This window comes from Chelativorans sp. M5D2P16, assembly GCF_034427935.1.
Taxonomy (GTDB): Bacteria; Pseudomonadota; Alphaproteobacteria; order Rhizobiales; family Rhizobiaceae; genus Chelativorans.
This window is the reverse complement of the sequence record NZ_JAXQNM010000036.1, coordinates 98,060-119,417: the sequence shown is the minus strand read 5'-3', so window position 1 is coordinate 119,417 and position 21,358 is coordinate 98,060. Positions and strand designations below refer to the sequence as shown.

The window sequence follows — 21,358 nt, the reverse complement described above, 5'->3', positions numbered from 1 at the left end:
TCTCCAATGCTTTGGTGGATTTCATGTAGGCGCTCGCCGGGATTGCGCAATGCCCGGTTCGTCGGGTTGAACGTCAATCATCGAAGAGGGTTGCCCGACCGTTGATGATCGCGTCGGCGCGCGGGGTGAAGCCATGCTCCTCCCCGTGCAGCACCAGCTGCGGCCGGAATTTCAGGCCGCCGCGTGCCCCCTTGCGCGCCCTGACCACGACACGGATCGCCTCGCTTTGCGCTCGCGCGTGGATGGAGAGCGCCTCGGTGCTTCCGAAGCGGCCCGAAAGGGCGGTGAGAATTTCGCCCAAGGAAGCCGGCCGCGCGATAATGCCGATTGCAGCGCCGGGGGCGGAAATCGCCGCCGCGGTTCTCAGCCAGCAGTCGAACAGGCCGTCCTCCATGACGTGCGCCTGCCGCTTCAGCCGGTCGGGCGTTGCCCGGTCGTGGGCGGCGTTGAAGGGCGGGTTCATGATGATGAAGTCGAACGAGCGGTCCGCAAGCCCGGCACTCCTGCGTTCCCGCCCGGAGAGTCCCACGTCCGCTTCGACCACCGAAAGGCGCGGCGCCAGCATACCGTTTTCCGGCAGGCGGATGCTTTCGCGGGCGCACGCCGTCATTTCCGGCGACCGCTCCACCAGCACGACCCGGGCTTCACGGCAGCGCGCGGCGACGGCGAAGCCCGCCGCCCCCGCGCCTGCACCGAGGTCGGCCAGCCGCCCACTGAAATTCCCCGGAACGGCGCCCGCCAGGAGCATGGCGTCGAGGCCGGCCCGGTGGCCTTTGCCGGCGGGCTGGACGAGGTGAAACCGGCCGCGATGAAAGGCGTCGATGGTGAAGCTGCCGTCCCGGGGCATGGCGCAAGGCGTCAGGAGGTGCCGCCGTCGCCTGTCACGCCGGCGTCGGCCAGCAGGCGCCTTGCATGATCGGCCTTTTCCGTCTCCACGAGCACGCGGCGCGGCAGTATCCCGAGCGAGCCCTCCATGATGCTCATGTTCTGGTCGGCCACCATATAGTCGATACCGGCATCCCGCAGCAGGCTTTCGACGAAGGAGAGGGTGACGGCGTCGTTGGTGCGCAATAGTTCTATCATCGTGCGCGACGTTGGCAGGTCGCCGCGCGCTTGTAAATGCAAAGCGGTTGTCCTAACCCCCTGGAGGCGCTAATTCGCCGCTTGCGGCCGGCGCAGGTGCCGCCATACAGTCCCGGCCGGGCAGTCTCGCCCGGCACAGCGAAGTGGAGGTTTTCCCGGTGGGTGTCGTATTGAACCTCGAAGGCGGCAAGCGCGACGCGGCTTCGGTCGAGAGCCTTGTCGGGCTCACCAAGGACGATATGGCGCGCGTCAACGAGCTGATTCTGACCAAGGCCGGCTCGGACGTGGACCTCATTCCCGAACTCGCACGCCATCTCATCTCCTCCGGCGGCAAGCGGCTGCGGCCGATGATCACGCTCGCCGCCGCCCAGATGTTCGGCTATGCCGGCGAGGGCCATGTGAAGCTCGCCACCAGCGTGGAATTCATGCACACCGCCACACTCCTGCACGACGACGTGGTGGACGAGAGCGACCTGCGCCGCGGCAAGCGTACCGCGCGCATGATCTGGGGCAATCAGGCAAGCGTGTTGGTCGGCGATTTCCTGCTCGGCCAGGCCTTCCGCCTGATGGTCGAGGTCGGCTCACTCGAGGCGCTCGACATCCTCTCCGCCGCCGCGTCCGTGATCGCCGAGGGCGAGGTGATGCAGCTCGGCGTGGCCAAGAACCTGGAGACCACCGAAGACGAATATCTGGCCGTCATCAAGGCCAAGACGGCCGCGCTGTTTTCCGCCGCGGCGGAGGTGGGGCCGGTGATCGCCGAGGCCGCGCGCGCCGACCGCGCGGCCCTGCGCTCTTTCGGCGCCAATCTCGGCCTTGCATTCCAACTCGTCGATGATGCGCTCGACTACGGCGGCAGCAGCAGCGACCTGGGCAAGAACATCGGTGACGATTTCCGCGAGGGCAAGGTGACCCTGCCCGTCATCCTGAGCTATCGCCGCGGTTCGGAGGAGGAGCGCGCATTCTGGAAGGGCGCGATCGAGAACAATGAAAACGACGAGGCGGCGCTCAAGAAGGCCATCGGCCTGATGAACAAGCATGGCGCCATCGGCGACACCATCGGGCGTGCGCGCCATTTCGGCGAGATCGCGCGCGACGCGCTGGCGCCGCTGAAAAGCACCCCGCAGAAATCGGCGCTTTTCGACGTCATCGATTTCTGCATCAGCCGTGTGGTATGAACGGCGCGAAAAACAGCTATTGCCCGTTGAAGCGTCTCCGCAAAAAGGCCATGCTCTTACCTTAAGCCCCGGATGGGAGCGGGCGGAGCGGCCCGTATGCAGGCGGCCGACGGAAGGGAAACAATGCGGCGAATGAAGGCAGGCTTGAAAGCGACCGCGGCTGCCGCGGCGTTGATGATGTTCTCCGTGGAGGCGGGTCTCGCCAGGCCGGACGCGGAAACGATCGAGATCGCACCCGTGCATTCCTTCTCCGGCGCCTATCTCGCCGGGCGGGCGGCCGAATTCGAGAACGACCTGGATACGGCGGTCGCCTATTACCAGCGGGCGATCGCGTTCGATCCCGAAAACGGCGCCTTGCAGCAAAGCCTGCTGCGCACCCTGGTCCTGCAGGGGCGGCTCGACGAGGCGCTGCCCTACGCCAGGAAGCTGCAGTCGGAGCCGGAGATGGAGCGCTTCTCCCGGCTCGTCCTCGCTATCGATTCGTTCCGCAGTGAGGACTACGCGGAAGCCGAGCGCTGGCTGAAGCTGGTGCTGGAGTCCGACATCGACCGTCTGGTGACCGACGCCATGACGGCCTGGGCCAAGCTGGGGCAGGGCGATCTCGACGGCGCGCTGGCCCATATCGACGGCATGGAGGGCCCCAACTGGTATGGCCCCTTCACGGACTATCAGCGCGCGCTGATGCTGGCCGAGGGTGGCCGCGAGGCGGAGGCGAAGGAGGCATTCGAGGTTTTCTTCAACAATCTCGTGCTGCAACCGGTGGTGCCGGACCGGTTCGGCCGCATGGCGGAGGCTTATGCCGCCTATCTGTCGAGCCTGGGAGATGACGAGCAGGCGCTCGAGGTCGTGGACCGGGCGCTCGAGTCCGGCGGCGGCATCGCTTCTGTGCAGGAACTGCGCGACAGGCTCGCGGCGGGCGAAACGCTCAAGCCCGTTGTGACGTCCGCCGCCGATGGGGCGGCCGAGGTCTTGCTCGACATGGCCACGGAGCTTGCCAGTTCGGGCGGCGAGGCCTTTCTTTCCTTCGCCCAGCTTTATCTGCAGCAGGCCTTCGCGCTGAGGCCGAACAATGATGCGATCCTGGTGCAGCTTGCGCGCCTGGCCGAAAGGCAACAGGAATCAGCGCGGGCGATCGGCTATTACGAGCAGATCGACGGGAGTTCCCCCTGGGCGCGCTTCGCGGACTTCCAGATCGGGCTCAACATGGCCGATCTGGACCGTCACGAGCAGGCGATAGAGCATCTGGAATCGGCGCTGGATGCGGATCCGTCCGACATGCGCGCCTATCTGGCCCTCGGCGGCGTCTATGCCGCGCAGGAGGACTATGCCGCCGCCGCCAGCGTCTACGACCGGGCGGTCGCCCGGATCGACGAGCCGCGGCGGGAGGACTGGAACCTGTTTTACCGGCGCGGCATCGCCTATGAGCGGCTCAAGGAATGGGAGAAGGCCGAGCCCAACTTCAAGACCGCCCTCGAGCTCTATCCCGACCAACCCCAGGTGCTGAACTATCTCGGCTACTCCTGGGTCGACATGAACATGAACCTTGAAGAGGCGATGGACCTCATTCGCCGCGCGGTGGAGCTGCGTCCCAGCGACGGCTTCATCGTCGATTCGCTCGGCTGGGCGCATTACAGGCTGGGTGAATACGAGGAGGCGGTCGAGCAACTGGAGCGCGCCGTCTCCCTGCGCCCGCAGGATCCGGTGCTCAATGACCATCTGGGCGATGCCTATTGGCGTGTCGGCCGTAAGCTTGAGGCGCGTTTTCAATGGGCGCACGCGCGCGACCTGGAGCCCGAGCCCGAGCTTCTGGCCGAGGTGGAACAGAAGCTGGCCGAGGGCATGCCGCCGGAAGAGGGCGACAAACTCGCCGATGCCGCCGGAAACGCCCGCACCGTCGTCCCCGGTGCCGGACAGAAGCCGGCGGACGAAGACGCCGAGGCGGCGGCTGCCGAACTCTACACCGTCCAGCCCGGACAGACGCTCTGGTCCATCGCCACGGAGGAGCTGGGCGACGGCAGCCGCTATCACGACATTCTGGAGCTCAACCCCGTCTTGGGCGGGGACCCGAACCGGATCCGGCCCGGCCTGGAGCTGAGATTGCCGGCGAACGACCGCTAGCGGCTTCCCGGCTCAACGCGCAGGGGGCGGCGGGCAGGGCCGCCACCTCCCCTCCCGCGGCTTGACGCTTCCCGGTCACCACAATAGGACGATGCCCGCGTCCCGAAACCGCCGGAGTAGCTCGCGTGACCGCCGACCCCCCCCTGCCGCACATGCATCCCGCCCGCTCGTTCCAGGGGCTTATCCTGACCCTCGAGCACTACTGGGCCGAAAAGGGGTGCGTAATCCTTCAGCCCTATGACATGGAGGTCGGCGCGGGCACCTTTCACCCGGCCACGACGCTGCGCTCGCTGGGTCCGCGCCCGTGGAACGCGGCCTACGTCCAGCCCTCGCGCCGCCCCAAGGACGGCCGCTACGGCGAAAACCCGAACCGGCTGCAGCACTATTATCAGTTCCAGGTGATCCTGAAGCCCAACCCGCCGGACCTGCAGGAACTCTATCTCGGCTCGCTTCAAGCCATCGGCCTCGACCCATTGCGTCACGACATCCGCTTCGTCGAGGACGACTGGGAGAGCCCGACGCTGGGCGCCTGGGGGCTCGGCTGGGAGTGCTGGTGCGACGGCATGGAGGTCTCCCAGTTTACCTATTTCCAGCAGGTCTGCGGCATCGAGTGCGCGCCGGTTTCCGGCGAGCTCACCTACGGGCTGGAGCGGCTCGCGATGTATGTCCAGGGTGTCGACAACGTCTATGAGCTCAATTTCAACGGGCTGGAAGGGCCCGACAAGGTCACCTATGGCGACGTCTTCCTGCAGGCCGAACAGGAATACTCGCGCTTCAACTTCGAATATGCCGACACGGGGCTGCTCTTCCGCCATTTCGAGGACGCCGAGAAGGAATGCCGCGCGCTGCTGGAGGCCGGGGCTCCCGAGGCCGAGGGCGCGCTGCACAAGCTGGTCTTTCCCGCCTACGACCAGTGCATCAAGGCCTCCCACGTCTTCAATCTCCTCGATGCCCGCGGCGTCATCTCTGTGACCGAGCGCCAGAGCTATATCCTGCGCGTGCGCGATCTCGCCAAGGCCTGCGGGGAGGCATTCCTCAAGACGGAGGCCGGCGGCGCGACGATGGAGCGCAAAGCGGCCTAGCTATCGCCGGGCTCGGCGCAGCCCTCATTGTGCGGCGTGTCAACCAAAAGGTGACAGTCCACGGCATAGTTGATATGCCGCCGCCAACCCTTTTCAGTCATCACTGATCGAATCCTTCCATGCCCGACCTTCTCCTCGAACTGCGCTCCGAAGAAATCCCCGCCCGCATGCAGCGCAAGGCGGCGGGTGACCTCAAGAAGCGCGTCACCGACGGCCTCGTGGAAGCCGGGCTCACCTATGAGGGATGCCAGGAATACTGGACGCCGCGCCGGCTGACGCTGGATGTCCGCGGGGTCACCGCCCGCTCGCGCGATGTGCGCGAGGAGCGCAAAGGACCCCGCACCGACGCACCGGAAAAGGCCATAGAGGGCTTTCTGCGCGGCGCGGGGCTTTCCTCGATCGAGGAGGCGGAGGTCCGCTCCGATCCGAAGAAGGGCGATTTCTATGTCGCCGTGATCGAGAAGAAGGGGAGGGCGGCCGAGGAGATCATCGCCGAGATGATGCCCGCCATCATCCGCGACTTCCCCTGGCCGAAATCCATGCGCTGGGGCGCGGCCTCGCGCAATCCCGGCTCGTTGCGCTGGGTGCGGCCGCTGCAGTCCATCCTCTGCACCTTCGGGCCCGAGACGGAGGAGCCGGAGGTGGTCGATTTCGCCGTCGACGGCATCCGTTCCTCGAACGTCACCTACGGCCACCGCTTCCACGCGCCGGACCCGATCACCGTGCGCCGCTTCGATGACTACGTGGCAAGCCTCGAAGCGGCAAAGGTCGTGCTCGATCCCGAGCGACGCAAGCGCATGATCCGTGACGACGCCAGGAATTTGGCCTTCGCCAACGGCCTCGATCTGGTCGAGGACGAGGGCCTGCTTGAAGAAGTCGCAGGCCTGGTCGAATGGCCGGTCGTGCTCATGGGCGAGTTCGAGGAAGAATACCTCGCGATCCCCCCCGAAGTCGTCCGCCTCACCATCCGCGCCAACCAGAAGTGCTTTGTTACCCGTGCTTCGAGGCCGGCTTCGCCGGCACCTCAGCATGAGGGTGCAGCAGCCCCTCATCCTGAGCCTGTCGAAGGATCATCCGAGCCTGTCGAAGGATCGGGGGGCGAGCCGCGCCTCTCCAACCGCTTCGTCATCACCGCCAATATCGAGGCCGAGGACGGCGGCAAGGAGATCGCCTACGGCAACGGCAAGGTGGTGCGCGCGCGCCTCTCCGACGCGCTCTATTTCTGGAGGACCGACCAGGCCGACCTGCCGGACCTCGGCGACCTGAAGGCGTCCGCCGAAACATTCGGCCTCGACCTGACAAAGCCGCTCGACCAGCGCATGGCCCGCCTCGACCATCTGAACGTCACCTTCCATGCCAAGCTCGGCACGCAGGGCGAGCGCGTCGAGCGCATCCGCCGCCTGGCGCGCGAACTGGCACCCATCGTCGGCGCCGACCCGGACCTGGCCGAACGCGCCGCCGTGCTGGCGAAGGCGGATTTGCAGACCGAGGTCGTGGGAGAGTTTCCTGAGCTTCAGGGCGCGATGGGACGGAAATACGCCGAGCTTCAGGGCGAGCATCCGCCCGTGGCGGCGGCCATCGAGGAGCACTACAAGCCGCTCGGGCCGAGCGACGTCGTGCCCACCGATCCCGTATCGGTCGCCGTGGCGCTCGCCGACAAGCTCGACATGCTGGTGGGCTTCTGGGCGATCGACGAGAAGCCGACCGGGAGCAAGGATCCTTATGCGCTGCGTAGGGCAGCGCTGGGCCTGATCCGGATCGTGGTGGAGAATCAAATACAGCTGAGCTTGCTATTGAAGCTTGCATCGATTCTGGCGCGCCAAGCTGTCGACCACCATTTCAGGTCATTGGGTCAAAAGATCCAAGCTGCCCAGTCACTGGCAGATTTAGGTGTCGACGAAGAAACTGTTGGTCAACTCAACCAAATGGTCGATCGAGAAAGCGCTCGGGACCGTGCTCACAAAATCATTGTGGACACCCAAGGCCCTGCCGTAGCGGTCGCGTATAACCTCCTCACCTTCTTCCACGACCGCCTGAAAATCTACCTACGCGATCAGGGCGCGCGCTACGATCTCATAGACGCAGTTCTGGCGAGCGGGGCCGGAGAGGCAGCCGCCAACGACGACCTCCTCCTCATCGTCCGTCGCGTCGAAGCCCTGTCCGACCTCCTTGGCACCGAGGACGGCAAGAACCTTTTGGCCGGCACCAACCGCGCCATCAGCATCCTTGCGATCGAGGAGAAGAAGGGCACGGCAGTCGCCGAGGCGGTCGATCCCGCGCTCCTTTCCGAAAAGGCGGAGATCCGCTTGTTCGACGCGGTGAATCGGGCCGAGAGGGAAGCCGGCGAAGCGATTCAAAACCAAGACTTTTCCGCCGCCATGCGGGCACTCGCAGCGCTCCGTGCGCCGATTGATTCATTCTTCGAGGATGTCCTCGTAAATGTCGAGAATGATTCGCTTCGTGCCAATCGGCTGGCGCTTCTCGCCCGCATCCGCCAGGCGACGGGGCAGGTTGCCGATTTTTCCAAGATCGCCGGTTAAGCCGCCTTCACTGTCTCGATGCCGCACCGCCGTCATCCCGGCCAAGGGAGCGTAAGCGACCGCGAGCCGGGATCCATTCCGGAACCTGGTATGAGTCACGGAATGGATCCCGGACAGCCTCAGCTTCGCTTCGGCTTCCGGGATGACGGGGAGAACTGGGCGATCACCGTGGCCTAAGCGAATGCGATCACCGCGAGCACCACGGCAATATAGGACAAAAGCCCCGCCAGGGGTCCGACGCGCTGGATGAAGGCGGGCGGCGGCGTGCCGGGCTTGGTGCGCGCCATGGCGAGGCGCACGACGATCAGGATCGCCAGGATGGCCGTCGCCGTGAGGAGTTTGAGCGCGAAGGCGGGGCCGAGCATGGCGCCGGCGTAGCCGGTCAGCCACATCCACAATCCCGTCGCCCACAGGAGCAGGACGCCGATGAGGGCGGCCATCGCGAAATGCTTCCTGAGCGTCATCAGCACCGGTGCGGGCGGCCCGTCCGCGCGCTTGGCCTGGATCGCCACCATCATGCTGCCCATGCCGCCCCCGGCCCCCAGCATGAGGCCGAAGAAATGCAGGATCTTCATCAACGCGAACATGGCCGTCTCCCCGTATCGGATGCAGCGAGGGTGTGCCGAACGGCCGTTGCGGTCAAGCGCGCTATTCCGGATTCCTGACAGCGGCGGGGGCGGAGGCCGCGTTCGACGGCGCGGAGGAGACGACCGGCGTGTTGGCGGTCGGCTGCGGCGCGGCGGTCCGGCGGGCGGGTGAGCCGGAAATGCCGCCGCGAATGAGCATCGGGATCGAGGCGGTGCGTCCTTCGCCGTCCCTCGCGCTGGTGGTTTCGCGTGCAGGCGTGAGCGGCGCAAGCTCCACGATCGACGGGCCCACAGACTTTTGCAGCGCCGGAAGCTCGCGTATGGAAGAGGCGCCGGCGGAATGAGGCAGCGCAAGTGCCATGAGAAGAACCGGGCCGAAGATTCTGTTTCGATTCATGATGTCCCCCGCGCATAAAATGCCCTGCGCGCCATATTTATCGCGCGCCGCTTAAGAAAGAGGTGCGGGAAAGGGTGGCATTTGAGCGGCTTGCCCTTGGCCCGCCGGCACGATAGCAAGCAGGCGAACTCGGAGACGGCGCCTTGGCCACGATCCTGCCGCAGGAAGAAGCATTGGAGGAAGCCTGCCGCGTGCTGGCGGCGGGCGAGCTCGTCGCCATTCCCACCGAAACCGTCTACGGCCTCGCCGCGGACGCCACCAACGGCGCGGCGGTCGCCCGCATCTTCGAGGCCAAGGGCCGGCCGCGCTTCAATCCGCTGATCACCCATGTCGCGGACCGCGCCATGGCCGAGCGCCTGGCGGTCTTTTCGCCGCTTGCCGGGCGGCTGGCGGATGCCTTCTGGCCCGGCCCGCTCACCCTGGTCCTGCCGCAGCGGCCGGGATCCGGCATTCACTCGCTGGTGACGGCCGGGCTCGACACCGTCGCGCTGCGCTGTCCAAGGGGTTTCGGTCGCCATGTGGTCGCGCGCCTCGGCCGACCGCTGGCGGCCCCCAGCGCCAACGTCTCCGGCCGCGTCAGCGGCACAAGCGCGAAAGCGGTCGAGGCGGGGCTGGGTGCGCGCATTCCGCTGATCGTCGACGGCGGACCGACGCCCGTCGGCCTCGAATCCACCATCGTGAAGGTGACCGACGATGCCCTGGTGCTGCTGCGCCCCGGCGGCGTGCCCGCCGAGGAGGTCCAGCGCGTGGCGGGGCAGGGGCTTTCCCGTGGGGCGACCGGCGTTCAGGCGCCGGGCATGCTTTCCTCGCACTATGCGCCGGAAGCCCGCATCCGCCTGAACGCGGAAGCCGTCCTACCCGGTGAAGCGTTGCTTGCCTTCGGCCCCGAGCGCGCACGCGGGGCGGAGGCGGCGACGGCAATTTTGAACCTGTCGCCCTCCGGCGATCTGCGCGAGGCCGCGGCCAATCTCTTCTCCCACTTGTCCGCGCTCGATGCCTCGGGTGCGTCGGTGATCGCGGCGGAGCCGGTGCCCGTTACCGGTCTGGGCGAGGCGATCAACGACCGGCTGGCGCGTGCCGCCGCCCCACGTGACATCGCGGCGGAGGGGCGCTAGCTTGCGCGCCATGAACGAACACGCAGCCCTTCTCGACCCCTCTTTGCTCGAGCGCTTCACCGCCATCGTCGGCGAGCGCCATGCCCTCACCGGCCCGGACGAGATCGCCCCCCACGTGGAGGAGCCGCGCGGGCTCTTCGGCGGACGCACGGCACTGGTGCTGAAGCCGGGGAGCACCGACGAGGTGAGCCAAATCCTCAAGCTCGCCACGGAGACGGGCACGCCCGTTGTGCCGCAGGGCGGCAACACGGGGCTCGTCGGCGGGCAGATGCCGGACGGCACGGGCCGCGAGGTGGTGCTGTCGCTGTCGCGGCTCAACCGTATCCGCGAGCTCGACCTGAGTTCCAACACGGCGACCGTGGAGGCCGGCGTCGTGCTGCAGACGCTGCAGGAAGAGGCTGACGCCAATGATCGTCTCTTCCCGCTCACGCTCGCCTCCCAGGGCTCCTGCCAGATCGGCGGCAACCTGTCGGCGAACGCCGGCGGCATCGGCGCGCTCGCCTACGGCACGGCGCGCGAACTGTGCCTGGGGCTGGAGGTGGTCCTGCCGACGGGCGAGGTGCTGGACGATCTGCGCAAGCTGAAGAAGGACAACACCGGCTACGACCTGAAGAACCTCTTCGTCGGCGCGGAAGGCACGCTGGGGGTCATCACGGCCGCCGTCGTCAAACTCCTTCCCAAGCCGAAGGGGCGAGAGCTCGCCTGGGCGGGCGTCGCCTCGCCGGCGGCCGCGCTCAAGTTCTTCGAAGCGGCCAACGACATGGCCGGCCCGGCGCTCACCGCCTTCGAACTGATGGAACACACGCCGCTCGACTTCGTGCTGAGGCACATGCCGGGCGTGCAGCAGCCGCTGGCCGAGCATCATCCCTGGTACGTGATGGTCGAGGTCTCCTCCGGGCGCTCCGCCGAGGACGCACAGGAACTGATGGAAGAGGTCCTCACCCGTGGCTTCGAGGACGGCCATGTCGCCGATGCCGTCATCGCCCAGAGCGAGGCGCAGGCGCTCCAGCTTCGCAACCTGCGCGAATTCATGTCGGAGGCGCAAAAGCCCGAAGGCGCCTCCATAAAGCATGACATCTCGGTTCCCGTGGCAGCGATTCCCGAGTTCATCGCCCGCGCGGGCGCGGCCGTGGAAAAGGTCGTGCCGGGATGCCGGGTAGCTTGTTTCGGCCACATGGGCGACGGCAATCTGCACTACAACATCTCGCAGCCCGTCGGAATGGACCGCGCCGAATACCTTGCATACTACCGCGCCATGAACGATACGGTGCACGCCATCGTGCGCGAATTGCGCGGCTCCTTTTCGGCCGAGCACGGCATCGGCCGCATGAAACGCGAAGAACTCCTTTTCACGCAGTCAGAGGTCGCCACCGATCTCATGCGCCGGGTGAAGAAGGCCTTCGATCCGGCAAACATCATGAACCCGGGGAAGGTGGTTTAGGCTTCCCCGCATCGAGGCGACCATGGACGAAAGCGACTACGGGCCGCAGAAGCCCCTCATCGGTGCACTCCTGCTTGCGACCGACCTGACGACGGAAGGCGACATCCGCGCGCTGATTCCCGCCTCCGTGACGGTCTGCGCGACACGCGTGCCCTTCGAGAACCCGACGGCCCCGGCACAGCTTGCCCGCACATTGCCGCATCTGGGGCCGGCCGCGGGGCTCGTCGTTCCCGGGGTGCCGCTTTCCTCCCTCTACTTCTCCTGCACGTCGGCCACCGTGGTGCTGGGCGAGGACGCGGTCGCCGATGCGATTGCCACGGAACGTCCCGGCGTGCGCCTGGTCACGCCGATCATGGCCGCCAAGCGGGCCTTCCGCGCTCTGGGCGTGCGGCGGATTGCCGTCATGACGCCCTATGTGGCGGAGACGGCGCTCGCGATCGTCAATCATCTCGAAGGGAGCGGCTTCGAGGTCCTCAACGCCCATGGCCTCGATATCGCCGATGATCGCGATATGGCCCGGCTGAAGCGCGGTGCTATCGTGCAGGCGGCGCAGGACGCGATGGTCGAGGGGGCGGAGGCGCTGTTCATTTCCTGTACGGCGATGCCCGCGGCCACCTTTGCGCCGGAGATCGAGGCCCGGATCGGCTGCCCGGTGGTCACCTCCAACCTGGCGGGCCTGTGGATGGCGATGCGGCTTGCCGGGGTGGAGACCCGCATGCCGGAAAAGGGCCGGCTGATGGACACGCTGCTCGATATGGAAATAGCGTGAAGAGCCGCGGTGTTAACGGTCCGGCGACAAAGCTTTCCGCTTGGTTTCCTCGGTTCGCAAACCGCTAACCATTTGGCGGGTCAGCAAAATTTAACCGACTTTCTAAGGCGGGAAGTAACATCCGCCCGCTAGTGTCCTTCCCATAACGAGGCCGAAAAAATCGGCCCGGAGAGAACCGGAAAACCGGCTCTCAGGAGTAACAGGAAGGCGAAAAAACAATGGCGAGTGGTCTCAAGCCCGTCTGGGCGGGCCGTGCAATGCGGCTCGACCCTTTCCACCTGCCGCAGGCGGTGAGCTATGCGTCCCACGACGACTTCGGAGAAGTCACTTTCACCATCACCCAGCGCGGCGTGCGCATGCGCCGGCTCCTCGACAGGAGCCAGCTTCCCGTCACGTTCGCCCTGCCGCCCAACGCCTTCCGCGGCGTTGCCGCGCGGGCGATCGAGGAAGAAGAAGGCGCCGTCACGGTCACGCTGGAGCTCTTGCACAAGGACCCGATGCTTTCGGTTCCGCTTCTGGTGGCCGGTGACCTCGACGACGTGGCGGCCGACTGGCACGCCTGGGCGGAGGCCTATCGCCTGCCGATGCTGATCGTGGAGGCCGACGGTGTCGCCCGCACGCTCGATGAGTCCATCGGCCATGTGAAGGTGGAGCCGCCGAAGAAGCGCCGCCAGGGCCAGGCCGTCCGCCGCCGCCGCGCCCGCTTTCTCGCCCGTCGCCGGCTGGGCACGCTCGGCCTTCGGCTCGTCGTCGGCGGCGAGGAGATCATCGCGCGCGATTAGAGCATTTTGCAGCCAAGTGGAATCACTTGGCGTGGCACAAATGCGGCGAAAACAAATAGATAGAGCAGGCAAGCGAACGAATGTGAGCGCACCCTGCTCTAGACTAGTATCCGGCTTCAGGCAAATGAAAGTGCGGGCGCCTTTCGCGTCCCGGCGGTTTCGCCTCAGAAATACGGGCTGATGGCGGCCCACAGGCCGCCGCCAAGAAGGCCGAGGAAGATCAGCCAGCCGACCACCGTGTTGGATTTGAAGAGCGCCAGGCACTGGTCCGGGTCGTCGATGTCCAGGGTGCGGACCTGTCGCGCCATGTGCGCGCCGGCGGCTACAAGGCCGGCAAGCGCCGGCATGGGTACCGCGGCATTGGCGAAGGCGACGGCGAAGAACAGGAGCGCCGTGCCGTAAAGCCCGATCAGCCAGGGCTTGGTATTCTCGCCGAACAGCCGCGCCGTCGAGCGCACGCCGACGATCGCATCGTCCTCCTTGTCCTGATGCGCATAGATCGTATCGTAGCCGATCACCCACAGGATGGAGCCGCAGTAAAGCAGGAACGGTGCGAGCGACAGGCTGCCGTGGTGGGCCGCCCAGCCGAGAAGTGCGCCCCAGGAAAAGGCAAGTCCCAGAAAGAGTTGCGGCCAGTCCGTGAATCTTTTTGCGAAGGGGTAGACGGCGACCACGGCGAGCGAGGCCATGCCCAGGAGAATGGCGAAGCCGTTGAACTGCAGGAGCACGAGAAGTCCCACGAGCGCCTGCGCCACTAGAAAGGCCCAGGCCTGGCGCGGCGAGACCTGGCCGGAGGGCAGGGGGCGCGAACGTGTTCGCTCGACGGCTTCGTCGATGTCCTGGTCCACCAGATCGTTGTAGGTGCAGCCCGCGCCGCGCATGGCGACGGCGCCGACGAGGAAGAGGGCGAGCAGCCATAAAGAAGGCAGGACGCTGGCGATCGGTGCCCCGGGTTCGGCACCGGCGCTGGCCGCCAGGGCGAGCGACCACCAGCACGGCCACAGCAGGAGCTGCCAGCCGATCGGCCGGTCCCAGCGGGCAAGCTGCGCATAGGGCCAGGCCGCGCGCGGCAGAAGCCTGTAGACCCAATGCCCCGACGGTGCATCGGCCACCCGTCCCCGCGCCTGCCGTGACTGGATGGTGTCCATTTGTCTGCCTCTTGTCGCTTGGTGACGGAACTGGAGTGGCAAGACCCGCCGCCCGCGTCAAGCATTGCCGGTGGCTTTCCGGGCCGCACGGGTGTTGGTGCTTGACCTCGAACCATTTCGGCCATAGCCCGTTGCAGCTATCGACAACGCGGCAGGGCACTTGCGTATGAAGGTTCTTCTCATCGGTTCGGGCGGCCGCGAGCATGCATTGGCCTGGAAGATCGCTGCTTCACCCATGCTCGAAAAGCTCTACGCCGCACCCGGCAATCCGGGGATCGCGCACCACGGCGAATGTGTCTTGCTGGATGTGCGCGACCATGCGGCGGTGGTCGATTTCTGCCGTGAGCGGGCCATCGACCTCGTGGTGGTGGGGCCGGAGGCCCCGTTGGTCGCGGGCCTTGCCGATGACCTGCTCGCAGCAGACATTCCCGTCTTCGGGCCGACGGCGGATGCGGCACGGCTCGAGGGCTCGAAGGGCTTCACCAAGGACCTGTGCAGCCGTTACGGAATCCCGACAGCAGCCTATGCACGCTTCGCCGATGCCTCCCATGCCAAAGACTATGTCCGCAGTATCGGCGCGCCCATCGTCGTGAAGGCCGACGGGTTGGCCGCCGGGAAGGGCGTTCTCATCGCCATGACCGAAGAGGAGGCCTGTGCGGGGATCGACGACTGCTTCTCCGGTCTCTACGGCGCCTCGGGAGCGCAGGTAGTCATCGAGGAGTTTCTGCAGGGCGAGGAGGCGAGTTTCTTCTGCCTGTGCGACGGCAAGACGGCGTTGCCGTTCGGCACGGCGCAGGACCACAAGCGCGTCGGCGAGGGCGACACCGGCCCGAACACGGGCGGCATGGGTGCCTATTCGCCGGCCCCGGTGATGAGCGTGTCTATGGTGGAGCGCACCATGCGCGAGATCATTGAGCCGACCCTCAAGGGCATGGCGGAGATGGGCGCGCCCTTCACCGGCGTTCTCTATGCGGGGCTGATGATCACCGAGGACGGGCCCAGCCTCATCGAATACAATGTGCGCTTCGGTGACCCGGAGTGCCAGGTGCTGATGCCGCGCCTAAGGGACGATCTCCTGGCTCTCATGAAGGGGGCTGTCGACGGCCAGCTTGCACATATGTCGGCCCGGTGGCGCGACGAGGCGGCGCTGACGGTGGTGCTCGCCGCCGAAGGCTATCCCGGCACGCCGAAAAAGGGCACCGCGATCGGCAGCCTCGATGCCGCTGCGGGAGAAGGCGGTGTCGAGATCTTCCATGCTGGTACTGCGACAAACGACGGCCAGCTCGTCGCCAATGGCGGGCGCGTGCTCAACGTTACCGCATTGGGTGTGAACGTCACCGAAGCGCGAGACGCCGCCTACCGCGCCGTCGACCGCATCGACTGGCCTGAGGGCTTCTGCCGCCGCGACATCGGCTGGCGCGCCATCGAGCGTGAGGCGGCGGGTACCTGATCGGACCAGGCGCCGTCATGATACGGTCTGAGCGGGTGAAACCGATCGGCGTCGATGCCTGAACGGGGCAATATTCCAGGGAACTGAGCAGCCTTGGCATCAGTGACGGTCGGAGATCCACTTCAAGCCGTGTCGGATCATATCTCCTGCACACCGATATGAACATCCAGGCACGCCGTTGAAGGACGCCGCGATATGCGGGCTTTCCTCGAACACAGGCTGTGGCCCTGGTCTGCCACTGGCTTGATTTGGTCAAGTATTGACGTTTACGTAAAAAGAAAATATTCCCGGCATCGCCTTGCGAGGCTGGCGGGGACGGCAGGGCAGGGTTACGCTTGGGCTCGGGCATCGGTGATGGAGGAGGCGAATGTATCGTGCGCCAGTCGACGAGATCGCTCACGCGCTCAACCATATTGCGGGATTGAACCGCATCATCGACGAGGGGCTCGCCGGCGACCTTTCGCATGATCTCGTCGAGGCGGTTCTGAGGGAGGCCGGCCGCTTCGCCGGTGAGGAGATTGCGCCGCTGGCCCGCATCGGCGACGAGGAGGGTGCGCGCTGGCGGGACGGCGCGGTGACCATGCCTGCCGGATGGCGGGACCTTTACCGCCACTGGCGCGAAGGCGGCTGGAACGCACTTTCGGCGCCGGAGCACCACGGCGGACAAGGCCTACCGATGATGCTCGCCGTGGCTGCGCTCGAGATGTGGAACGCCGGCTCCATGGCCTTCGCCATAGGACCGACGCTCAGCATGGGCGCCGTCGAGGCGCTGGAGAAGCATGCCGGCGATGAGCTGAAAGAGACCTATCTCGAAAAGCTCGTGACCGGCGAATGGATGGGCACGATGAATCTGACGGAGCCGCAGGCCGGCTCTGATCTGGGTGCGCTGAAGACCCGTGCCGAGCCGGCCGGCGACGGATCCTACCGCCTTTTCGGCCAGAAGATCTTCATCACCTATGGCGAGCACGATCTCACGGACAACATCGTGCATATGGTGCTGGCGCGCTTGCCCGGCGCGCCGGCGGGCACCAAGGGGATTTCACTTTTCCTGGTGCCGAAATTCCTGGTGAAGGAGGACGGCACGCTCGGGCCCCGCAACGACGTCTTCTGCGCGTCCCTGGAGCACAAGCTCGGCATCCACGCCTCGCCCACCTGCACGATGATCTATGGCGACGGCCGTTTCGGCGATACACCGGGCGCCGTCGGCTGGCTGGTCGGCGAAGAAAATCGCGGGCTCGCCTGCATGTTCACCATGATGAACAACGCGCGGCTCGCCGTCGGCATGCAGGGCGTTGCCGTGGCCGAGGCCGCCTACCAGAAGGCGCTCGCCTATGCCCGCGAGCGCCGGCAGGGCCGCGCGCCGGGGTCGAGCGGCGGCGAGATGAGCGCCATCGTCGAGCACCCGGACGTCCAGCGCATGCTGGCGAGCATGAAGACCATGACGCAGGCCGCCCGCGCCATCACATATTCCTGTGCCCATGCCATCGACATGGCACGCCTGACGGGCGGGGAGGAGGTGGCCCATTGGCAGCAGCGGGCCAACCTGCTCACACCGGTGGCCAAGGCGTTTCCGACCGATGTCGGCATGGAGGTCGCCTCGCTCGGCGTGCAGGTGCATGGCGGCATGGGCTATATCGAGGAGACCGGCGCGGCGGCGCTGCTGCGCGACGCGCGGATCGCGCCCATCTATGAGGGCACAAACGGCATCCAGGCGATCGATCTCGTCACGCGCAAGCTGCCGCAGGCCGGCGGCGAGCATGTGCGCGGCTTCCTGGCCGAACTGCGCCGCGACGTCGATACAGTGCGCGGCTCCAACATGCCGGAACTGGGGGAGACCGCGGAAAACCTTGACCCCGCGCTCGACGATCTGGAGGCGGCGACCGGCCACCTTCTCCGCCTCCTCGACGAAGGGCGGGTCGAGGATACCCTTTCCGGCGCCACGCCTTACCTGCGCCTTTTCGCCCTTGCCACAGGCGGGGTGATGATGGCGCGCGGCGCCGTTTCGGCTGGCGATCGGGGGCAGGCCCGGCTCTGCCGGTATTTCGCGGAAAACCACCTGGCCGAGACGGCAGCGCTCAAGGCCACCGTCACCGAGGGGGCGGAAAGCCTGCGCGCGTTGGCCGGCAGCTTCATCGGAGATCAGGCATGAGCGCCCATATCCGCGTTGAACGCGACGGAGCGGTCCGGGTCGTCCGCCTCGAACGGCCCGAGAAGAAGAACGCCATCGATCGCGCCATGTACGCCGCGCTGTCCGTTGCGCTCGCCGAAGGCGACGAGGACGAGACGATCGGCTGCCACGTGATCCTTGGCGTGCCGGGGGCCTTTTCCGCCGGAAACGACCTGGCGGACTTTCTCGCCGTCGCCGAAGGCGGGGAGGGCGGCACGGAGGTGTTCGATTTTCTCACGGCACTCGTCACCTGCCGAAAGCCGATCGTTTCGGGTGTGGACGGGATTGCGGTGGGCATCGGCACGACGATGCATCTGCATTGCGACCTGACCTTCGCCACGCCACGGACCGTCTTCAATACGCCCTTCGTCGATCTCGGCCTCGTGCCGGAGGCCGGATCGAGTCTGCTCGCCCCACGCGTTCTCGGCCCGCAGCGCGCCTTCGCCTTGCTGGCGCTCGGCGACGGCATTGGCGCGGCGGATGCGCTGGCGGCGGGCCTTATCCATCGCGTCGTCGAACCCGCCGAACTCGAAGAGGCGGTCTTCTCCGCCGCCCACGCACTCGCCGCAAAACCCCGGCAGGCGTTGCGGATCACGCGGGATCTCCTGCGCGGCCCGCGTGAGGAGATCCTGGCCCGCATCCGGGAGGAGGCGGAACACTTCCGGGGACGGCTCGTGTCGGATGAAGCGCGTGCGGCCTTCCACTCCTTCATGAACGGAAGGTAGCGCCCCGGGTCACGGATAGAGCCGCATTTTCTCCCAGCCCTTGCCGGAGCGCTTGAAGACCACCCGGTCGTGCAGCCGGAAGGGCCGGTCGTGCCAGAACTCGATGATCTCGGGCACGATGCGGAAGCCAGACCAATAGTCCGGCCGCGGGATCGCGCCGACGGCGAACTTCGCCGTATATTCCGCCACTGCCTTTTCGAGCGCGAACCGGCTTTCCAGCGGCCGCGACTGTTTGGAGGCCCAGGCGCCGATGCGGCTGCCGCGCGGGCGCGAGGCGTAATAGGCGTCCGCCTCCTCCCGGCTGACCTCCTCCACCGGCCCGCGAACGCGCACCTGACGGCGCAGGCTCTTCCAGTGGAAGCACATGGCCGCCTTCATCGAGGACAGGATCTCCCGGCCCTTGGCGCTCTCGTAATTGGTGTAGAAGACGAAGCCGTGTTCGTCGAAGCCCTTGAGCAGCACCATGCGGACATTCGGCATGCCGTGCGGATCCACCGTCGCCAGTGCCGTGGCGTTCGGGTCGTTCGGCTCGGCGGCTTCCGCATCCGCGAGCCAGGCGCCGAACAGGCGGAAGGGATCACCGCTCTCGGTGAAGTCCGATTCGTTTAACGCATTCGTAACCATTGTCCTGCTCACTGATCCTGATCAGGGGAGAATGCCGTTTGCCCGGCTCGATGCAAGTGACAGACGAGGGAAGATGCTTGTCACTGCGCCTTTTTTCCAGGGCGGCGCTTCTCGTTGCGCTCGCTGCAGGGGTACAGGGCTGTGGCGCCACGTGGCAAGGTGCGGCCGCGCTCAAACCGGATCGCAGCCTCGTAACCGGCTCCGTGCCGCAGACCTCTTCTCTTTCTCAGGAGGCGAACGCGGACGGTTCCGCCATTCTGGCGGCCCTTTCCGCTGATGCGCCCGCCGCCGCCGTCGGGCGACCATGGGAAAGCCCCGAGAGCGAGGCGAGCGGCGTAATCACGACCGTGGAGCGCCAGGAGGAAGGCGGGCAAAGTTGCCTCGCCTTCACCACCACGCGCGAGAGTTTCGACGGGATCAATCTTTACCGGGGCCTCGCCTGCGAAAGGGCCGCCGGCGGTCTGAGCCTGCTCGATCTCACGAGGATGTAGCGACCACCTGGAAAGGTGGCCGGCAAGGATCACTCTGCCGAATCCTTCAATGCGCTGACGACATCCGCATCCGGCTCGAGGCCGCTTGCCGAGGCAACGCGCACGATTTCCGATTCACCGAGACTGAACGCATCCGCGCTCACATAGCTTCCGCTGCCGGCGGATTCGGTGCGGACGATCAATTCCTCCTCGCCGTCGCCTGTCACGTCCTGCCACTCGAGCGGCAGGAGCGAACCGTCCCGCGGCAGGACAACACCGGCGATGAATTCGTCGGCGGGAAAATCCGGATTGCTGTTGCGATAAAGCCGCAGGGCATAGCTGCCGATGGATTCCGGCTCTTCCGGTCCCTTGGTCGCGGTCACGTAGCGCGAGCCCGGCGTCGTCGCGGAGAGCGGACCCTCCTCCTGCGCGTGGGCGGCTGCCGCCGACAGGAACACTACGGAAAGAAATGAAAGTGAAACAATGATCGAATTGGATCGCATATTTGAAAAACTCCATAACTTCATGAAAACGCGCGCATGCTATGAAACCGGCAGATGATGTCAAGCGAACGCCTTGGCTTGTCGAGAGACCGTCAGCGGGCTCCGCTGCTCGCGCGGATCTACCATCGCACTGGAATTCGACACCGCGAATGCGCATATAACGGGCGCGAGCGAAAACATAAGCAAAACACCCTGTTGGCGGCTGGCGCCGCCTTTTTGGGCAAGGCTGACGATGAAAGACCCGTATGACGTGCTGGGCGTGCAGAAGGGCGCGTCCGCAAAAGATATAAAGGCGGCCTACCGCCGTCTGGCGAAGAAGTACCACCCCGACCAGCGGCCGGACGATCCGCGGGCAAAGGAGCGCTTTGCCGAAATCGGCCAGGCCTATGAAATCCTCGGCGACGAGGAGAAGCGCCGCGCTTTCGACAGCGGCGAGATCGACGCCAGCGGCAAGCCGCGTTTCCACGGTTTCGAGGGCGGCGCCCATGGTGATCCGTTCGCCGGCTTCCGCCATGCCGGCGGCGGCGGCTCCGGCCGCACGCATTACGAGTTCCGCTCCGGCGGCTTCGACGGCGATCCCATGGGCGAGGCCGACATCTTCAGCGAACTGTTCGGCCACGCCTTCTCGCGTGGCGCCCGGGGCGCCCGGCGCGGGCAGCAGCGCCCCGAGGGAATGGGAGACATCAATGCGACGCTGGAAGTTGATGTCGAGGATTTCGCCAACGCCAACAAGGTGACGGCGGTCTTCCCCGACGGGCGGCGCATCGCCGTCAAACTGCCGCGCTATGTCGAGGACGGCCAGACGATCCGCCTGAAGGGGCAGGGGGCCGAAACGCCCTTCGGCCAGCGCGGCGACGCGCTCGTGAAGCTGCGCCTGCGCCGGCATCCGCGCTACCGCGTCGAGGGGCGTGATCTTCATGTCGACCTGCCCGTCAGCCTGCGCGACGCGGTTCTGGGCGCCAAGGTGGCGGTGGAAACGCCCACCGGCAAAGTGGCCGTCCGCGTGCCGGCCTGGTCGAGTTCCGACCGCACCTTGCGGCTCAAGGGCCGCGGCCTACCCTTGAAGGGCGGCGGCAATGGCGACCTCTACGCCCATGTACGCATCATGCTGCCGGAGGGCGGCGACGAGGCGCTGGAGGCGCTCTACCGCAAGGCAGAGGCGTGATATCCTGAATGATGAGG

The 21,358-nt window shown here is 66.3% G+C and carries 20 protein-coding genes; 13 read left to right on the top strand and 7 right to left on the bottom strand.

Features of this window, described 5'->3' with window-relative positions; genetic code table 11:
- Nucleotides 1-73 precede the first annotated feature (73 nt).
- Complete coding sequence (locus tag SIN08_RS16625) at nt 74-847, bottom strand: tRNA1(Val) (adenine(37)-N6)-methyltransferase (RefSeq protein WP_322452716.1); 774 nt, start codon at nt 845-847, stop codon at nt 74-76.
- A gap of 11 nt (nt 848-858) precedes the next feature.
- Nucleotides 859-1,083 (bottom strand): DUF2007 domain-containing protein, encoded by a 225-nt coding sequence (locus tag SIN08_RS16620; protein ID WP_322452715.1) that lies wholly within the window; start codon nt 1,081-1,083, stop codon nt 859-861.
- A 158-nt stretch (nt 1,084-1,241) separates the two neighbouring features.
- Here SIN08_RS16620 and SIN08_RS16615 point away from each other — a divergent pair, with 158 nt between their 5' ends.
- The 4 genes from SIN08_RS16615 (at nt 1,242) to glyS (ending at nt 7,998) form a co-directional block, all read left to right on the top strand.
- Nucleotides 1,242-2,258 carry a polyprenyl synthetase family protein gene (locus SIN08_RS16615; protein WP_322452714.1) on the top strand — a complete coding sequence of 339 codons (1,017 nt, stop codon included), beginning with the start codon at nt 1,242-1,244 and terminating at the stop codon, nt 2,256-2,258.
- Nucleotides 2,259-2,402: 144 nt separating this feature from the next.
- On the top strand, nt 2,403-4,376 hold the full coding sequence (locus SIN08_RS16610; RefSeq protein WP_322452713.1) for a tetratricopeptide repeat protein: 1,974 nt from the start codon (nt 2,403-2,405) through the stop codon (nt 4,374-4,376).
- Nucleotides 4,377-4,528: 152 nt separating this feature from the next.
- On the top strand, nt 4,529-5,458 hold the full coding sequence (locus SIN08_RS16605; protein ID WP_416208096.1) for a glycine--tRNA ligase subunit alpha: 930 nt from the start codon (nt 4,529-4,531) through the stop codon (nt 5,456-5,458).
- 119 nt (nt 5,459-5,577) lie between these two features.
- Entirely contained in the window at nt 5,578-7,998 is a 2,421-nt protein-coding gene (gene glyS / locus SIN08_RS16600; RefSeq protein ID WP_322452711.1) for a glycine--tRNA ligase subunit beta, read from the top strand.
- A gap of 173 nt (nt 7,999-8,171) precedes the next feature.
- Here glyS and SIN08_RS16595 read toward each other — a convergent pair whose 3' ends face one another.
- Nucleotides 8,172-8,585 carry a hypothetical protein gene (locus tag SIN08_RS16595; RefSeq protein ID WP_322452710.1) on the bottom strand — a complete coding sequence of 138 codons (414 nt, stop codon included), beginning with the start codon at nt 8,583-8,585 and terminating at the stop codon, nt 8,172-8,174.
- A gap of 61 nt (nt 8,586-8,646) precedes the next feature.
- A complete protein-coding gene (locus tag SIN08_RS16590; protein ID WP_322452709.1) occupies nt 8,647-8,982 on the bottom strand; it encodes a hypothetical protein in 336 nt (111 codons plus the stop codon).
- 143 nt (nt 8,983-9,125) lie between these two features.
- On the opposite strand from SIN08_RS16590, the gene SIN08_RS16585 reads away from it, so the two are divergent.
- The 4 genes from SIN08_RS16585 (at nt 9,126) to SIN08_RS16570 (ending at nt 13,089) form a co-directional block, all read left to right on the top strand.
- Entirely contained in the window at nt 9,126-10,097 is a 972-nt protein-coding gene (locus SIN08_RS16585) for an L-threonylcarbamoyladenylate synthase (protein ID WP_322452708.1), read from the top strand.
- Between the two features lie 10 nt (nt 10,098-10,107).
- Entirely contained in the window at nt 10,108-11,538 is a 1,431-nt protein-coding gene (locus SIN08_RS16580) for an FAD-binding oxidoreductase (protein WP_322452707.1), read from the top strand.
- A gap of 22 nt (nt 11,539-11,560) precedes the next feature.
- Nucleotides 11,561-12,307, top strand: a complete 747-nt coding sequence (locus tag SIN08_RS16575; RefSeq protein WP_322452706.1) for an ectoine utilization protein EutA — start codon at nt 11,561-11,563, stop codon at nt 12,305-12,307.
- A 218-nt stretch (nt 12,308-12,525) separates the two neighbouring features.
- A complete protein-coding gene (locus tag SIN08_RS16570) occupies nt 12,526-13,089 on the top strand; it encodes a DUF6101 family protein (protein ID WP_322452705.1) in 564 nt (187 codons plus the stop codon).
- Nucleotides 13,090-13,253: 164 nt separating this feature from the next.
- On the opposite strand, the gene ubiA is transcribed toward SIN08_RS16570, so the two are convergent.
- Entirely contained in the window at nt 13,254-14,237 is a 984-nt protein-coding gene (gene ubiA, locus SIN08_RS16565; RefSeq protein WP_322452704.1) for a 4-hydroxybenzoate octaprenyltransferase, read from the bottom strand.
- Between the two features lie 166 nt (nt 14,238-14,403).
- Between ubiA and purD the strand changes: the two genes are divergently transcribed.
- From purD to SIN08_RS16550, 3 genes are all read left to right on the top strand, one after another.
- Nucleotides 14,404-15,687: a phosphoribosylamine--glycine ligase gene (purD, locus tag SIN08_RS16560; protein ID WP_322452703.1), complete on the top strand. Its 1,284-nt coding sequence runs from the start codon at nt 14,404-14,406 to the stop codon at nt 15,685-15,687.
- Nucleotides 15,688-16,054: 367 nt separating this feature from the next.
- The gene (locus tag SIN08_RS16555; protein ID WP_322452702.1) at nt 16,055-17,836 is read left to right on the top strand and encodes an acyl-CoA dehydrogenase; all 1,782 of its coding nucleotides are present in this window, start codon (nt 16,055-16,057) and stop codon (nt 17,834-17,836) included.
- Complete coding sequence (locus tag SIN08_RS16550; protein ID WP_322452701.1) at nt 17,833-18,579, top strand: crotonase/enoyl-CoA hydratase family protein; 747 nt, start codon at nt 17,833-17,835, stop codon at nt 18,577-18,579. The genes SIN08_RS16555 and SIN08_RS16550 overlap by 4 nt, the downstream gene beginning before the upstream one ends.
- A 9-nt stretch (nt 18,580-18,588) precedes the next feature.
- Here SIN08_RS16550 and pdxH read toward each other — a convergent pair whose 3' ends face one another.
- Nucleotides 18,589-19,203: a pyridoxamine 5'-phosphate oxidase gene (gene pdxH / locus SIN08_RS16545; protein WP_322452700.1), complete on the bottom strand. Its 615-nt coding sequence runs from the start codon at nt 19,201-19,203 to the stop codon at nt 18,589-18,591.
- 77 nt (nt 19,204-19,280) lie between these two features.
- Here pdxH and SIN08_RS16540 point away from each other — a divergent pair, with 77 nt between their 5' ends.
- Nucleotides 19,281-19,694 carry an RT0821/Lpp0805 family surface protein gene (locus SIN08_RS16540; protein WP_322452699.1) on the top strand — a complete coding sequence of 138 codons (414 nt, stop codon included), beginning with the start codon at nt 19,281-19,283 and terminating at the stop codon, nt 19,692-19,694.
- A gap of 29 nt (nt 19,695-19,723) precedes the next feature.
- Here SIN08_RS16540 and SIN08_RS16535 read toward each other — a convergent pair whose 3' ends face one another.
- Nucleotides 19,724-20,176 (bottom strand): PliI family lysozyme inhibitor of I-type lysozyme, encoded by a 453-nt coding sequence (locus SIN08_RS16535; RefSeq protein WP_322452698.1) that lies wholly within the window; start codon nt 20,174-20,176, stop codon nt 19,724-19,726.
- Nucleotides 20,177-20,408: 232 nt separating this feature from the next.
- Between SIN08_RS16535 and SIN08_RS16530 the strand changes: the two genes are divergently transcribed.
- Complete coding sequence (locus tag SIN08_RS16530; protein ID WP_322452697.1) at nt 20,409-21,341, top strand: J domain-containing protein; 933 nt, start codon at nt 20,409-20,411, stop codon at nt 21,339-21,341.
- Nucleotides 21,342-21,358: the final 17 nt, after the last annotated feature.

Coding starts and splice junctions, on each gene's coding strand:
- SIN08_RS16595 (WP_322452710.1), bottom strand. CDS start 8,585: ATGTTCGCGTTGATGAAGATCCTGCATTTCTTCGGCCTCATGCTGGGG.
- purD (WP_322452703.1), top strand. CDS start 14,404: ATGAAGGTTCTTCTCATCGGTTCGGGCGGCCGCGAGCATGCATTGGCC.
- SIN08_RS16575 (WP_322452706.1), top strand. CDS start 11,561: ATGGACGAAAGCGACTACGGGCCGCAGAAGCCCCTCATCGGTGCACTC.
- SIN08_RS16580 (WP_322452707.1), top strand. CDS start 10,108: ATGAACGAACACGCAGCCCTTCTCGACCCCTCTTTGCTCGAGCGCTTC.
- SIN08_RS16605 (WP_416208096.1), top strand. CDS start 4,529: ATGCATCCCGCCCGCTCGTTCCAGGGGCTTATCCTGACCCTCGAGCAC.
- SIN08_RS16530 (WP_322452697.1), top strand. CDS start 20,409: ATGAAAGACCCGTATGACGTGCTGGGCGTGCAGAAGGGCGCGTCCGCA.
- SIN08_RS16620 (WP_322452715.1), bottom strand. CDS start 1,083: ATGATAGAACTATTGCGCACCAACGACGCCGTCACCCTCTCCTTCGTC.
- SIN08_RS16535 (WP_322452698.1), bottom strand. CDS start 20,176: ATGCGATCCAATTCGATCATTGTTTCACTTTCATTTCTTTCCGTAGTG.
- ubiA (WP_322452704.1), bottom strand. CDS start 14,237: ATGGACACCATCCAGTCACGGCAGGCGCGGGGACGGGTGGCCGATGCA.
- glyS (WP_322452711.1), top strand. CDS start 5,578: ATGCCCGACCTTCTCCTCGAACTGCGCTCCGAAGAAATCCCCGCCCGC.
- SIN08_RS16570 (WP_322452705.1), top strand. CDS start 12,526: ATGGCGAGTGGTCTCAAGCCCGTCTGGGCGGGCCGTGCAATGCGGCTC.
- SIN08_RS16555 (WP_322452702.1), top strand. CDS start 16,055: ATGTATCGTGCGCCAGTCGACGAGATCGCTCACGCGCTCAACCATATT.
- pdxH (WP_322452700.1), bottom strand. CDS start 19,203: ATGGTTACGAATGCGTTAAACGAATCGGACTTCACCGAGAGCGGTGAT.
- SIN08_RS16625 (WP_322452716.1), bottom strand. CDS start 847: ATGCCCCGGGACGGCAGCTTCACCATCGACGCCTTTCATCGCGGCCGG.
- SIN08_RS16550 (WP_322452701.1), top strand. CDS start 17,833: ATGAGCGCCCATATCCGCGTTGAACGCGACGGAGCGGTCCGGGTCGTC.
- SIN08_RS16590 (WP_322452709.1), bottom strand. CDS start 8,982: ATGAATCGAAACAGAATCTTCGGCCCGGTTCTTCTCATGGCACTTGCG.